The organism is Kitasatospora sp. NPDC036755 (genome assembly GCF_040636595.1).
Classification (GTDB): domain Bacteria; phylum Actinomycetota; class Actinomycetes; order Streptomycetales; family Streptomycetaceae; genus Kitasatospora.
On sequence record NZ_JBEZUT010000226.1, the window covers coordinates 1 to 14087 of the forward strand.

General features: G+C 72.5%; 12 protein-coding genes and 2 tRNA genes. 4 read left to right on the forward strand and 10 right to left on the reverse strand.

Translation table 11 applies throughout. The annotated features are described in order from the left end of the window. Positions 1-160 precede the first annotated feature (160 nt). The 4 genes from AB0E96_RS28130 to AB0E96_RS28145 form a co-directional block, all read right to left on the reverse strand. Positions 161-823, reverse strand: coding sequence for an ATP-dependent Clp protease proteolytic subunit (locus AB0E96_RS28130; protein ID WP_359828381.1), 663 nt, complete (start codon positions 821-823; stop codon positions 161-163). Positions 824-879: 56 nt separating this feature from the next. Then, a complete protein-coding gene (locus AB0E96_RS28135) occupies positions 880-1488 on the reverse strand; it encodes an ATP-dependent Clp protease proteolytic subunit (RefSeq protein ID WP_355262296.1) in 609 nt (202 codons plus the stop codon). 280 nt (positions 1489-1768) lie between these two features. Continuing rightward, positions 1769-3160 carry a trigger factor gene (tig, locus tag AB0E96_RS28140; RefSeq protein ID WP_359828383.1) on the reverse strand — a complete coding sequence of 464 codons (1392 nt, stop codon included), beginning with the start codon at positions 3158-3160 and terminating at the stop codon, positions 1769-1771. Between the two features lie 307 nt (positions 3161-3467). After that, a tRNA-Pro gene (locus AB0E96_RS28145) sits at positions 3468-3541 on the reverse strand. Between the two features lie 185 nt (positions 3542-3726). Between AB0E96_RS28145 and AB0E96_RS28150 the strand changes: the two genes are divergently transcribed. Continuing rightward, positions 3727-3797: transfer RNA gene (locus AB0E96_RS28150), tRNA-Gly, on the forward strand. A 54-nt stretch (positions 3798-3851) separates the two neighbouring features. On the opposite strand, the gene AB0E96_RS28155 is transcribed toward AB0E96_RS28150, so the two are convergent. Next, the gene (locus AB0E96_RS28155) at positions 3852-4409 is read right to left on the reverse strand and encodes a hypothetical protein (protein ID WP_359828384.1); all 558 of its coding nucleotides are present in this window, start codon (positions 4407-4409) and stop codon (positions 3852-3854) included. A 202-nt stretch (positions 4410-4611) separates the two neighbouring features. Here AB0E96_RS28155 and AB0E96_RS28160 point away from each other — a divergent pair, with 202 nt between their 5' ends. Next, positions 4612-5403, forward strand: coding sequence for a DUF6348 family protein (locus tag AB0E96_RS28160; RefSeq protein ID WP_359828386.1), 792 nt, complete (start codon positions 4612-4614; stop codon positions 5401-5403). Positions 5404-5436: 33 nt separating this feature from the next. Here the strand turns inward: AB0E96_RS28160 and AB0E96_RS28165 are convergent, their stop codons facing one another. The 4 genes from AB0E96_RS28165 to AB0E96_RS28180 all read right to left on the reverse strand — a co-directional run bounded on the left by AB0E96_RS28165 (position 5437) and on the right by AB0E96_RS28180 (position 8876). Further along, positions 5437-5634, reverse strand: coding sequence for a hypothetical protein (locus tag AB0E96_RS28165; protein ID WP_049648957.1), 198 nt, complete (start codon positions 5632-5634; stop codon positions 5437-5439). 479 nt (positions 5635-6113) lie between these two features. Then, on the reverse strand, positions 6114-7253 hold the full coding sequence (locus tag AB0E96_RS28170; RefSeq protein WP_359828388.1) for a PP2C family protein-serine/threonine phosphatase: 1140 nt from the start codon (positions 7251-7253) through the stop codon (positions 6114-6116). Positions 7254-7717: 464 nt separating this feature from the next. Next, a complete protein-coding gene (locus AB0E96_RS28175) occupies positions 7718-8203 on the reverse strand; it encodes a ribose-5-phosphate isomerase (RefSeq protein WP_359828390.1) in 486 nt (161 codons plus the stop codon). A 73-nt stretch (positions 8204-8276) separates the two neighbouring features. Next, the gene (locus AB0E96_RS28180; RefSeq protein WP_359828391.1) at positions 8277-8876 is read right to left on the reverse strand and encodes a biotin transporter BioY; all 600 of its coding nucleotides are present in this window, start codon (positions 8874-8876) and stop codon (positions 8277-8279) included. A 381-nt stretch (positions 8877-9257) separates the two neighbouring features. Here AB0E96_RS28180 and AB0E96_RS28185 point away from each other — a divergent pair, with 381 nt between their 5' ends. Next, entirely contained in the window at positions 9258-10568 is a 1311-nt protein-coding gene (locus tag AB0E96_RS28185) for an amino acid permease (RefSeq protein ID WP_359828397.1), read from the forward strand. Positions 10569-10690: 122 nt separating this feature from the next. Here the strand turns inward: AB0E96_RS28185 and AB0E96_RS28190 are convergent, their stop codons facing one another. Continuing rightward, positions 10691-11323 carry a DsbA family protein gene (locus tag AB0E96_RS28190; protein ID WP_359828393.1) on the reverse strand — a complete coding sequence of 211 codons (633 nt, stop codon included), beginning with the start codon at positions 11321-11323 and terminating at the stop codon, positions 10691-10693. A 224-nt stretch (positions 11324-11547) separates the two neighbouring features. Here AB0E96_RS28190 and pepN point away from each other — a divergent pair. Next, on the forward strand, positions 11548-14087 hold a 2540-nt coding region (gene pepN, locus AB0E96_RS28195; RefSeq protein WP_359828395.1), incomplete at its 3' end, for an aminopeptidase N.

Genomic DNA, 14087 nt, shown 5'->3' on the forward strand with positions numbered 1-14087 from the left:
CTGGGGTGCGTCTCGCCCCGCTGGTGTGCGTGTTTCTGCTGCGGCTCCCCGGGCCGGGCCCGGCCCGGGGGGGGGGGGGGGGGGGGGGGCCCCCCGCGGCCCCCCCCCCCCGCCCCGACGGGACCCTCCGACCCGGTCGCGGATCGGGAGGGAGCCGACCTCAGGAGGTCAGCGAGGTCTTGCGGGTGGTGATGATCTGGTCCACCAGGCCGTACTCCTTGGCCTCCTCGGCGGTCAGGATCTTGTCGCGCTCGATGTCGTCGCGCACCTGCTCCGCCGAACGGTTGGAGTGCTTGGAGAGCATCTCCTCCAGCTGCTCGCGCATCCGGAAGATCTCCTTGGCCTGGATCTCCAGGTCGGACACCTGGCCGCGGCCCGTCTCGGTGTACGGCTGGTGGATCAGGATGCGGGCGTTCGGCAGCGCCATCCGCTTGCCGGGGGTGCCGGCCGCGAGCAGCACGGCGGCGGCGGAGGCGGCCTGGCCCATGCAGACGGTGGTGATGTCCGGCTTGACGTACTGCATCGTGTCGTAGATGGCCGTCAGGGCCGTGAACGAGCCGCCGGGCGAGTTGATGTACATCTGGATCTCGCGGTCCGGGTCCATCGACTCCAGGCACAGCAGCTGGGCCATGATGTCGTTCGCCGAGACGTCGTCGACCTGCGAGCCGAGGAAGATGATGCGCTCCTCGAACAGCTTGGCGTACGGGTCGTACTCACGGATGCCCTGCGTGGTGCGCTCGACGAAGCGCGGGACGATGTAGCGGCCCTCGGCACGCATGTCCTCGACGCGGGCCTTGGCGGCCGACAGGCTGGGGATGTTCATGGGGGTCCTTGTCCTCCGGGGCGTTGGGGCTGTGGTGTCGGGGGCCGGGCCGAGGCTCAGGCAGCGCCCGTGCCGCCGCCGCCGGGGACGTCCGCGGCGCTGTGCATGATCGCGTCGATGAGGCCGTACTCCAGGGCCTCCTCCGGGGTGAACCAGCGGTCGCGGTCGGAGTCGGCGGTGATCTGGTCGAAGGACTGGCCGCTGTGGTGGGCGATCAGTTCGGACATCCGCTTCTTGGTGCGCAGCAGCTGCTCGGCCTGGATCCGGATGTCGGTGGCGGAGCCGCCGAGGCCCGCGGAGGGCTGGTGCATCAGGATGGTCGAGTTCGGCAGCGAGAAGCGCTTGCCGGGGGCACCCGCGGTGAGCAGGAACTGGCCCATCGAGGCCGCCATGCCCATCGCGATGGTGACGACGTCGTTCTTGATGTACTGCATGGTGTCGTAGATCGCCATGCCGGCCGAGATCGAGCCGCCCGGGGAGTTGATGTAGAGGAAGATGTCCTTGTCCGGGTCCGCGGCCAGCAGCAGCAGCTGCGCGGTGATCTTGTTGGCGATGTCGTCGTCGACCGCCTGGCCGAGGAAGATGATCCGCTCGTTGAGCAGCCGGTTGTAGACCTGGTCGCCAAGGCCGCCGAGCACGTCACCAGCGGCGGCGTGCGGCGCCATCGGGCCAGGCATCTGCATCTGCGGGAACGTCACTTAGCCACCTGCTCAGTCGGTTTGGACGGTCGCTCCACGGCCGTCACGGTGTCGCACAGCTTCCGGGTATCACGTCGTGATTGTTGCTGTCCAAGGACCCTAACGCGCAGGCCGGGCCGCAGAATCCCTCACGCAGAACTGTTCGCTGTGAGCGCAGGGTCGCTGCGGCCGGGGGCCGGACGACAGCGGGCCCGGACACCGTACGGCGTCCGGGCCCGCTCGCAGCCCGAAGGGGCTACCGCGGCGCTCAGGCCTCGGTCTTCTCCTCGGCGGCGGTCTCCTCGGCGGCGGCCTCGACGGTCTCGCCCGCCTCGTCCTCGTCGTCGAAGTTGACCTCGTTGCCCTCGGTGTCGACGACCTTGGCGGCCTCGACCACGGTGGCCAGCGCCTTGCCGCGGGCGACCTCGCCGACCAGCAGCGGAACCTGGCCGCCCTGGACGACCTGCTGGGCGAACTGGTCCGGGGTGAGGCCGGAGCCGGCGGCGCGGCGGATGAGGTGCTCGGTCAGCTCCTCCTGGTTAACACCCAGCTCCTCGTCGGCGACGATCTGGTCCAGGACGAACTGGGTCTTGATGCCCTTCTTCGCCTGCTCCTCGATCTCGGTGTCCCACTCCTCGCGGGTCTTGCCCTGGGTCTCCAGGTAAGCGTCGAGGTCCAGGCCCATCGGCTGGAGCTGGTGGTGCTCCACGTTGTGCTTGCGGGTCTCGACCTCGTCCTTGAGGAGCTTCTCGGGGTACTCGATCTCAACCAGCGCGAGCAGCGCGTCCAGGACCTTCTCCTGCGCCTGGGTGGCCTGGTCGTACTCCTTCATGCGCTCGAGGCGCTTGCGGGAGTCGGCGCGCAGGTCCTCCAGGGTGTCGAACTCGCTGGCCAGCTGGGCGAACTCGTCGTCCAGCTCCGGCAGCTCCTTCTCCTGGACGGCGGTGACGGTGACGGTGACCTCGGAGGTCTTGCCCGCCTGGGTGCCACCCTTGAGCTCGGTCTCGAAGGTCTTCTCCTCGCCGGCCGACAGGCCGACGACGGCCTCGTCGATGCCGTCGATCAGACGGCCCGAGCCGATCTCGTAGCTGACGCCGGCGGCGGTGCCGTCCTCCGGCACCTCGCCGTCGACCTTGGCGACGAGGTCCACGACCACGATGTCACCGGCGGCGGCGGCGCGCTCGACGTCCTTGACCGAGGAGAAGCGCTCGCGCAGCTGCTCCAGCGACTTCTCGATGTCCTCGTCGGAGACGACGATCGGGTCGACGGTCACCTCGATGGAGGAGAACTCCGGCAGGGTGATCTCCGGGCGGACGTCCACCTCGGCGGTGAACTTCAGGTCACCGCCATCGGCGATCTTCTCGACACCCTCGATGTTGGTGATGTCGGGCTGGCCGAGGACCTCGATCTTGCCCTCGTCGACGGCCTGCGTGTAGAAGCGCGGCAGGGCGTCGTTGACGGCCTCCTCCAGCACGGCACCACGGCCGAAGCGCTGGTCGATGACCCGGTTCGGGATCTTGCCCTTGCGGAAGCCCGGGACCGAGACCTGCTGGTTGATCTTCTTGTACGCCGCGTCGAGGCTGGGCTTGAGCTCCTCGAAGGGCACCTCGACGGTGAGTCGAACCCGGGTCGGGTTCAGAGTCTCGACGGCGCTCTTCACGGTTTGGTCTCCTATGGGCTTGCGGTCAGGTTGTCTCCGCCCGTCCCCGTCACCCGGCCGGAGCCGGAAGGGGGGTCGGACGAGACGGGCGATGGGCGGTTGGAGCTGCATCTCCCGTGTGGGGTGGACGGTGAGCTTGACTCCTCGCCCTCGTGCGGTTGACCTGGGTGGACGCCACAGGGACTACCGCCAGCGCCCCATCCTACCGGTACCACGAAAGGCGGACGCCAGACGCCACCGTACCGCCGCCGTGCAGCTCCGATACAGAACAGGGCCCCGCCCCGGTGGGCGAGACCCTGCCGCACTGTCGGGGTGACCGGATTCGAACCGACGGCCTTCCGCTCCCAAAGCGGACGCGCTACCAAACTGCGCCACACCCCGTGGTGCCGAGAGGAAGCGTACACGCCGGGCCTACACGGTCCGGCGACCTTTTCCGCGCGGGCGCGACGCGGGAGATACCGCGCGGGCGCGCAGGAGAGGGCGTGCGCGACGGGGTGTGCACTCGGGCGCCCGGACCAGGTAGGCTGTCCCCCGAACTTCCGGCCGGTGACGGCTGGGAGCGTCGTGCGGGCGTAGCTCAATGGTAGAGCCCTAGTCTTCCAAACTAGTCACGCGAGTTCGATTCTCGTCGCCCGCTCTCCGGTCCGGCCCCGGTGCGCCCAGCGCACCGGGGCCGTCGGCGTTCCCGGGGTCAGAGCCCGAGCCGGGCGGCACGGGCGGCGGCCCGGTCCAGCAGCCGGTGGATGTCGCTCTCCCGGGTGGTCGGGCGGTCGTTGTACTCGTCCGGGGAGCGGGCCGGGCGGCCGGTGGCGTGCAGCACCTCCATCAGCTGGACCCGGGCGGTGCGCACGGTGGCCGGGGTGCCGTAGCCGTGCGCCAGGACGGCGGCCTGCGCGCCGAGCAGGCAGACCCGGCCGGCCTCGTCCCACATCGCGCCCTGGAGCCAGCCGTGCGCCCCGATGTAGCGGGAGGCGAGCCTGAGGTGGTCGGCCGCACCGACCGGGACGGGCCGGGCCGGGCGGCCCAGCGCCCGGTCGAGCAGGGTGGCCCGGGGCTCGGGGTGGCCGGCCTGCCAGGGCCGCGGGGTGCTGCCGTACGGGCAGACGTACGGCACCGGGGTGCGCGCGGGGGCGGGCAGCGAGGCGAGGTAGGCCTCGACCTCGGCGACCAGCCCGGAGTCGGCGGGGCCGAACGGCGGCGACCCGGGGGCGAGGAGGACGGGCGGGGGCGGGGCGGCGGCGCGGGGCATGCGGGTCCTCCGGGCGGACGGACGTCGGGTTCCGCTGCCCAAAGTGGGGCATCAAGGACATTTCCGCGACCGGAGGACCGCGGGGTCCGCATGGTTTCCCGGCGGGCTGCCGGGCCGATAGCCTCGGCGGCGTTCGAGCGCGGTTTCGAGCGCGGTCGGAGCGCGACCGCCGCCGCCGCGCTCCAGAGGTGGAGGAGTCCCGGTGGGTCCGCAGGAGCGACTGGCCGTCATACAGCGCTGTGTGGTCCGGGAGATGGCGCGACTGGGCCAGGTGTTCCGCCCGGACGGCGACGTGGTCCGCGGCCCCGGCACCACGGCGGTGGCGGTCCGCGAGCACCCCGGGGACGACGGCGCCGGCCACGTGGACCTCGGCTTCGTGCTCCACCTGGGCCGGGCGGACGCCCCGGTGGTGTGGGACTGCGCGGCCGGCCTCGGCAAGACCGAGGAGGAGAAGCTCGCCAACGCGGTGAAGATGTGGGCGACCACCACCGCCTCGGTGCTGGTCGAGCTCGCGGAGGGCAGCGGGGTCCACGCCGACCGGCCGCACCTGCCCGAACTCCCGGGCTGGCGCGCGGTGCAGGGCCCGGCCGCGGTGTTCGGCTTCGGCAACGAGCACCTGGCGGGCTGGCTGGCCGACCACCGGGTGCTGCCGGCCCTGGCGCCCGCGCTGCGCGCGGAGTTGACCGGGCCCGGGCCGGTGGGCGTCAAGCTCTTCCTGGGCGGGAAGGCGGGGGACGACGTCGCCGAGGTCCGGGTGGGCGGCGAGGTGTCGGAGGCGGCGTCGGCGGCGCTGCGCGCGCTGGACTGGCCGCGGGGTGAACGCCTGTGCTGGGCACGGCTGTTCGTCCTGCTGACGGCCGAGCCCGCGGTCTCCGGGCAGCACACGTCGGCGGGTGCCGTGGCACCCGCACCGATGCGTGTCCCGGCCCCGGCGGCACCACGCCCCCGGGGACTGTTCGCTCGCTGGCGGGAGGCCAGACGGGCCGGCCGGTGACCCCTCGACCGGGGCGCGGACGGCCCGGCCGGATCAGCCTCCGGTGATGCCGGAGATGCTGTGCGCCAGGTTGGCCAGCAGGGAGTTGATCGAGGTCGCGACCGTGGTCTCGTGGAGCATGAAGCCGAACAGGGCGGCGACGATCGCGTGCGGGATCTTCATCTGCTTGTTGCGGATGAAGATGATGCACAGGATCGCGAACAGGACCAGTGCGGAGACGGAGAGTGCCACCCGGACTCACTTCCTCGTTTTCATAGCGGGGTGCCGCCGCCCGGCGGCACCTGCGAAAGCCGGACCCCGGCCTGTCCGACGGTCCCGAGGCGGAATCGCGGACCGTCCGGCACACCGCCGGCGAGGGAGCCCACGATCGACCGCTGTCTGTCGTGCCGCACGTGACGCCCCCCAATCCCCCGAATCCTGAACAGTCCCGCCCGGACTCAGTGTGGTCGACCGTGCCGATTGCGTAAAGGTCTGAAAGTCAGCCCAACGCCGATATCCTGCGATGCGAGACGAGTTTCCGCCGACCGGGACGATAGCGGAGCCGTCCTGACGAATCGTCGGCGGGGCCGTGCTGAGCGGCCGGGAAACCGTCAGGGGCGGGTAACGGAAGCCGCTGGTCCGGTCCGTCGACGGGGCGTCCGATTTGGCTGAAGATCAGCTCCCAGGCTTGACAGCGACGGCTGCCCCCGGCATGTGCCCCGGAGCGGGCGTCAGTCGCGCCAGAGAAGCAGCACGGCGCGGTCGTCGTTGATGTCCCGGGCGACCGTCTCGATCAGCGCGCCCGCGGCGCCGGTTCCCGTGCCGGGCCCGCCGCCCGGCACCAGCCGGTCCGCCTCGCCCATCAGCCGGTCCATGCCCTCGGCGAGGTCCCGGCCGGGCGCCTCGACCATGCCGTCGGTGCAGAGCATCAGCACGTCACCGCGGTTCAGCCGGCCGCGCACGCCCTCGAACTTGGCGCCGTCGTAGATCCCGAGCAGCGGGCCCTCGGCCTGCTTGACCTCCCAGCGGCCCTCCCCCGCCAGCCGCTGCATGCCCGGCAGGTGCCCGGCCGAGAGCAGCTCGTACTCACCGGTGTCCAGGTCCAGCACCAGGTGGACGGCGGTGGCGAAGCCCTCCTCCCAGGACTGGCGCAGCAGGTAGCCGTTGGCGGCGGGCAGGAAGTCGTGCGCGGGCAGCGAGCCGACCAGCCCGCCGAAGGCGCCGGAGAGCAGCAGGGCGCGGGATCCCGCGTCCATGCCCTTGCCGGAGACGTCCGCGAGGACCACCTCCAGCAGCCGCTGGCCGGGGCCGGTGCGCGCGGCGACCACGAAGTCCCCGGAGAAGGACTGGCCGCCGGCCGGACGCAGCGCCATGTCCGCGTGCCAGCCGTCCGGCAGCGCGGGCACCCGGCTCTGCACCCGCAGCCGCTCGCGCAGGTCGAACAGCATGGTGGAGCCGCCCCACCAGGGCACGCCGACCCGGGCCCGGAACTGGGCGAGCAGCAGCCCGCCCACCCCGGCGGCGCCGACCACCAGGGCCGCGCCCGGGGTGACGCCGTAGAGGTAGGCCTCGGGGTTGTCGCTGGCGACCCGCTGGCCGGTGTGGATCACGGACTCGGAGGACAGGCCGAGCGCGGCCAGCGCGTAGAGCACCACCAGGCTGCCGGGGCGCAGCAGCAGGGCGCCGGCCAGGATCGGCAGGACCAGCGAGGTGGGCGGGGCCCAGCCGGGCATCCAGATGTTGAAGAGGATCAGCACCGGGACGAGCAGGGCGAGCGCGCAGAGCACGGGCCAGTCGGCGGCGCCGCCGCGGAAGTAGTCCACCCCGGCTGTGCGCAGCCTTCGGCGGACCCGGCGGACCTTCTTGCTCAACCGGGCCGTCACGGACTCGGACGCCGGGGCGGCGCCGGGCCTCGTCGCAGTCGTCTGGGGCGGTGTGCCCGGCGCTCTGCCAGCCATGGGGTCCGACCCTATCCACGGGTACCGCCCGGCGTCGACGGGCCGGGGGCGGCCACGGGTGCCGGAGCGCGGGGCGCCCAGCGGGTTTCGGCCGATCGGAACGGGTGCGGGCGTGCCGTCAGGAAGCGTGCGCGGGTTGGGCGTACGAACCGTGCGGGCGGTGCGCGCGCCCCGCGCGCGGGGGTGCCGGTGCGCGGAGGCCTGTGGCCGATCCCACAGGCGGCACGGGGCCGCTCCGGGCGCGTCGCGCGGCGTCCGGCAGGCTCCCGCGGGGCTTCCGGGAGGTGTTTCCGGGGCTCTCCCCGGGGCCCGCGCAGACGGCGGCGGCCGGTCGCACGGGAGCGTGCGGCCGGCCGCCGGGGACGGTGGGTGGCGGATCAGCCCTGCGGGTGGTGGGCCGGGATCGGCGGGAGTTCGCCGGTGGTCTCGTACTCGCTCAGCATCTCGATCCGGCGGGTGTGCCGGGGCTCTCCGCTGTACGGGGTCTCCAGGAAGACCTTGACGAACTCGGTGGCCTCGTCCTGGGTGTGCATGCGGCCGCCGATGGAGATCACGTTGGCGTTGTTGTGCTGACGGCCGAGCTCGGCGGTCTGCACGCTCCAGGCCAGTGCGGCCCGGACGCCCTTGACCTTGTTGGCGGCGATCGCCTCGCCGTTGCCCGAGCCGCCGATCACGATGCCCAGGGCGTCCTCGTCGGCGGCGGTGCGCTCGGCGGCACGCAGGCAGAACGGCGGGTAGTCGTCCTCGGCGTCGTAGATGTGCGGCCCGCAGTCGACCGGCTCGTGGCCGGCCCCCTTGAGCCACTCCACGAGGTGGTTCTTCAGTTCGTATCCGGCATGGTCGGAGCCCAGGTACACGCGCATGCCCATGAGTGTGGCATGCGCGTGCGCCCGGGCCCGACAACGGGTGCGCCGACGGGGGGCGCCGACGGCGCGGTCAGCGCCGACCGAGCAGCTTCCAGGCCAGCGGCAGGGCGCCGGCGGCGAGGGCGGCCTTGAGGGCGTCGCCGACCAGGTACGGGTAGAGGCCGAGTTCGGCGGCGCGGGCGAGCGACACGTGCAGCGACAGCGCCAGGTACGGGACGCCGACCGCGTAGATGGCGAGGCTGCCGAGGACCATGGTGACGGCGGTGTTGACCGGGGTGCGGTCGGCGCCGCGGCGGGCCAGCGCGCCGGTCAGGGCGGCGGCGACGACGAAGCCGAGCACGTAGCCGAAGGAGGCCGCCGCCCAGCCCGAGGTGCCCTCGGCGAACCAGGGCAGGCCCGCCATGCCGGCCAGCAGGTAGAGCACCAGCGAGGCGACGCCGCGGCGGGCGCCGAGCGCGGTGCCGACCAGCAGGGCGGCGAAGGTCTGGCCGGTGACCGGCACCGGCGAGCCGGGGATGTTGACCGACAGCTGGGCGGCCACGCCGGTCAGCGCGGCGCCGCCGGCCACCAGGGCCAGGTCGCGGGCCTGGGCGCCGAGGCGGGTGGAGGCGGCGGGCAGCAGGTCGGCGAGGACGGCGCGGCGCGGTATCGGGGTGGTGGCAGTGGCCATCGGGGCTCCTCGGTGAGGTCCAGGTGAGTGAACACCTGTGAACCTACGCGGTGATCCACGGTGCGAACGGCACGGTTTCGGACAAACCCCTGCCCTCGGGCGTTGTCGGAACCGCCTCGTGACAACTCCTGGTCATGGAATGATCACTTCCGGTTTCGGTGCGGTCCGCATGATGAGCCTGAGCCGGTCATCTTTGGCATGGACAGGGGTGTCGCGGATATTGGACAGCTCATGCCGCACACCGCACAGTCTGGAACCATCCCTATGGCCCCCACTTCCGCCCCTCCGGCGACCGGGACCCCCGAACGCACTCGGCGGGCCGCCGGCCCGGCGTCGGGTGGCCAGCAGCTCTCCCACGGGCTGAAGCAGCGCCACCTGTCGATGATCGCCCTCGGCGGCGTGATCGGCGCCGGCCTCTTCGTCGGCTCCGGCGCCGGCATCGCGGCCGCCGGCCCGGCGATCATCCTGGCGTTCGTGCTCTCCGGCCTCCTGGTCATGCTGATCATGCGGATGCTCGGCGAGATGTCCGCCGCCCGGCCCGCCTCCGGCTCGTTCTCGGTGCACGCCGAGAAGGAGATCGGCCCCTGGGCCGGGCTCACCGCCGGCTGGATGTACTGGGTGATGCTCTGCTGCGGCGTCGCCGCCGAGGCCACCGCCGCCGGGAAGATCGTCAACGGCTGGATCCCCGGCGTCTCCGTCTGGGTGTGGGTCGGCCTGTTCATGACCTTCTTCTGCGCCAGCAACCTCACCGCGGTGAAGAACTTCGGCGAGTTCGAGTTCTGGTTCGCCGCGATCAAGATCGCCGCGATCGTCACCTTCCTGGTCCTCGGCGGGCTCGGCATCGCCGGCGTGATCGGCCCCGGCGCCCCCGGCACCTCGAACCTCGCCGGCCAGGGCGGCTTCCTGCCCAACGGCATCGACGGAGTGATCGTCGGCCTGCTCGCCTCGGTCTTCGCGTACGGCGGTCTGGAGACCGTCACCATCGCCGCCGCCGAGTCCGACGACCCCAAGAAGAACGTCGCCAACGCCGTGCGCACCGCCGTGTGGCGGATCGGGATCTTCTACATCGGCTCGATGGCCCTGGTCGTCACCCTGGTCTCCTGGAAGGACCCGAAGGTCGTCGCCGACGGCCCGTACGTCACCGTACTGAGCCACCTCGGGGTGCCCGCCGCGGGAACGATCATGCAGGTGGTGGTGCTGGTCGCGCTGCTGTCCGCGATGAACGCCAACATCTACGGCGCCTCCCGGATGGCGTACTCGCTGGTCGGCCGCGGCCAGGGCCCCCGGTCGCTGGCCAAGGTCAGCGGCGGCGTGCCGCGCAGGGCCGTACTGGCCTCCTGCCTGTTCGGCTTCGCCGCCGTGCTGGCCTCCAAGTTCTGGCCCGCCACGGTGTTCACCTGGCTGATGAACACCACCGGCGTGGCGATCCTGGTCGTCTGGCTGTTCATCTGCGTCGCCCAGCTGCGGATGCGCCGCCGGCTGGAGCGCGAGGCGCCCGAGCTGCTCACCGTGAAGATGTGGGGCTACCCGTACCTGACCTGGGTCGCGCTGGCCGGCGTGGCCGGCATCCTCGCCCTGATGACCACCACCGAGGGCAACCGCGACCAACTGTACGCGGCGGGCGTGCTGGTCGCGCTGCTCAGCGGCGCCGGGCTGCTCAAGCAGCGCCGGGCCGCCGCAGCCCGGCACTGACCGGCGCGGACGCACCGCGGCGAGGGCCCGGTACCGGGATCGGTACCGGGCCCTCGCCGCATGTCAGGAGCCTCACCGCGGGTCAGGGGCCTCGCCGCGGGCCGGGGCAGGCTACGGGCGGCTCACTCGAAGGACGGGCCGGCCGTACGGGTGCGCTTGATCTCGTAGAAACCCGGGGTGGAGGCCACCAGCAGGGTGCCGTCCCACAGCCGGGCCGCGGCCTCGCCCTTCGGCGCGGGGGTGACCACCGGGCCGAAGAACGCCACCCGCTCGCCGTCCACGCCCTCGACCGCGATCACCGGGGTGCCGACGTCCTCGCCGACCAGGGTTATGCCCTCCTTGTGCGAGGCGCGCAGGGCCTCGTCGTGGGCGTCCGTGTCGGCCGCGGCGGCCAGCTCGGCGGGCAGGCCCGCGGCCACCAGGGCGGCCTCGACCGTCTCCCGGTCCTGCGGCAGGCCCTGGTTGTGGAAGCGCAGGCCCAGCTCGGTGTAGAGCCGGCCGAGCACCTCCGGCCCGTGCTGCTCCGCGGCGGCGACGCAGACCCGCACCGCGCCCCAGGCCTTGTCCAGGAACTCCCGGTACTCCGCCGGGAGGTCGCGGTGCTCGTTGAGCACCGACAGGCTCATCACGTGCCAGCGCACGTCGACCGGGCGCAGCTGCTGGACCTCGATCAGCCAGCGGGAGGTCATCCACGCCCAGGGGCAGGCCGGGTCGAACCAGAAGTCGGCGGTCTTGCGCTCAGCGGCAGTCGTCACTGCGGGTGTCCTTCGTGAGGTGGTCCGGGGCCGGGAGGAGGTTCCGCCCACGGACGCCAACACCCGCCCGACACCGCTGATTCCGGTTCGGACGCCGCAGTCTGTGCAATGGTACCGGCGGCACGGGCCGTGAAAGGATGACCCCGCGCGCGGAGCACACCCCGCGCCGAGACCGCACCACCCACAGGCGCACCACCGTGCGAGCCGGACAAAGGAGTACCGCCGTGCCGGGCAAGAACCTCAGCCGCGACGAGGCGCAGCAGCGGGCCAGCATCCTGGCCGTGGACGGCTACCAGGTACGACTGGACGTGACCTCGGCCCCCGACCGGGCGGCCGGCACCTTCCGCTCCACCACCACCGTCACCTTCCGCTGCTCCCAGCCCGGTGCGGACACCTTCCTCGACCTGCTCGCCCCCGCCGTCCGCTCGGTCACCCTCAACGGCCGCGCCCTCGACCCGGCCACCGCCTACGACGGCGCCCGGGTGCACGTCGACGGCCTGGCCGCCGAGAACGTGCTGACCGTCGAGGCCGACTGCGCCTACAGCCGCACCGGCGAGGGCCTGCACCGCTTCGTCGACCCGGTGGACGGCGAGACCTACCTCTACACCCACTACGAGCCGGCCGACGCCCGCCGGGTGTTCGCGAACTTCGAACAGCCCGACCTGAAGGCCCCGTTCACCTTCACCGTGACCGCCCCGGCCGCCTGGGACGTCTGGTCCAACGCCGCGCACGAGAGCGTCGGCGCCGAGGGCGAGGCGCGCACCTGGGAGTTCGCGCCGACCAAGCCGATCTCCACCTACCTCACCGCCGTCGTCGCCGGCCCGTACCACGTCGTCCGCGACCACTACCGCCGCGACCTGGCCGACGGCACCGCGCTGGAGATCCCGCTCTCCGCGATGTGCCGCAAGTCGCTGGCCCCGCACTTCGACGCGGAGGAGATCCTCGGCGTCACCAAGCTCGGGCTCGACTTCTTCCACGAGGAGTTCGACTACCCGTACCCCTTCGGCAAGTACGACCAGGCCTTCGTCCCCGAGTACAACATCGGCGCGATGGAGAACCCCGGCTGCGTCACCTTCCGCGAGGAGTTCGTCTTCCGCTCGAAGGTCACCGACGCCGCGTACGAGGGCCGGGCCAACGTCATCCTGCACGAGATGGCGCACATGTGGTTCGGCGACCTGGTCACCATGCGCTGGTGGGACGACCTGTGGCTGAAGGAGTCCTTCGCCGACTTCATGGGCTCCTACGGCCTGATCGGCGCCCGCACCCGGTACTCCTCGGCCTGGGTCACCTTCGCCAACCAGCGCAAGGCCTGGGCCTACCGGCAGGACCAGTTCCCCACCACCCACCCGATCACCGCGGACATCCGGGACCTCGAGGACGCCAAGCTCAACTTCGACGGCATCACCTACGCCAAGGGCGCGTCCGTCCTCAAGCAGCTGGTGGCGTACGTCGGTTCGGAGGCCTTCTTCGAGGGCGCCCGCCGCTACTTCAAGCGCCACGCCTTCGGCAACACCGAGCTGGGCGACCTGCTGGAGGTGCTGGAGGAGACCAGCGGCCGCGACCTCAAGTCCTGGGCCGCCGCCTGGCTCCAGACCTCCGGGGTCAACGCGCTCACCCCGCAGGTCACCACCGACGCCGAGGGCCGGATCACCGAGCTGGCCGTGCTCCAGGACGGCGAGGTGCTGCGCCCGCACCGGATCGCGGTCGGCCTGTACGACCGGGACGCCGACGGCGCCCTGGTGCGCACCGGGCGGATCGAGCTGGACGTCACCGGCTCCCGGACCGTCGTCACCGAGGCCGCCGGCCTGCCCCGTCCGGCGCTGGTGCTGCTCAACGACGAGGACCTGACCTACTGCAAGATCCGCTTCGACGAGGAGTCGCTGGAGACCCTGCGCGCCGGTCTGGGCGACATCCGCGAGGAGCTGTCCCGCGCGCTGACCTGGTCCGCGGTCTGGAACCTCACCCGGGACGGCCTGATGCCGGCCCGCGACTACGTCGCCCTGGTGCTGCGGTTCGCCGGCCAGGAGGGCAACATCGGCGTGCTCCAGTCGCTGCACGCCCAGGTCAAGACCGCCGTCGACCTCTACGCCGACCCGGCCTGGCGCGGCGAGGGCGGCCGGCTGCTCGCCGACGGCGCCCTGCGCGAGCTGCGCGAGGCCGTCCCCGGCAGCGACCACCAGCTGGCCTGGGCCCGCTTCCTCGCCCAGACCGCGGGCGGCGCCGAGCACCTCGGCCTGGTCCGCGGCCTGCTGTCCGGCAGCGCCCGGATCGACGGCCTGAAGGTCGACCAGGACCTGCGCTGGTCGCTGTGGCTGGCGCTGGCGGCGGCCGGCCAGGCCGGCGACGAGGAACTCGACGCCGAGCTGGCCGCCGACAACACCGCGAGCGGCAAGCGGCACCACACCCAGAGCCTGGCCGCCCGGCCCACCGCGGAGGCCAAGGCCGCCGCCTGGTCGGCCGTGATCGACTCGGACGAGCTGCCGAGCGCCCTGGTCGAGGCCAACACGGCGGGCTTCTCGATCCCCTCCCAGCGCGACCTGACCGCGCTCTACGCGGCGCCGTACTTCAAGCTGCTGGAGCGGGTCTGGGCCGACCGGACCATCGAGATCGCGATGCGGATCGTCGGCGGGTTCTTCCCGATCGCCCAGGCCGACGAGCAGACCCTGGCCGGGGCCGACGCCTGGCTGGCGGGGCACCCGCAGGCCGCGCCGGCGCTGCGCCGCCTGGTGCTGGAGCGCCGGGACGACCTGGCCCGCGCGCTGCG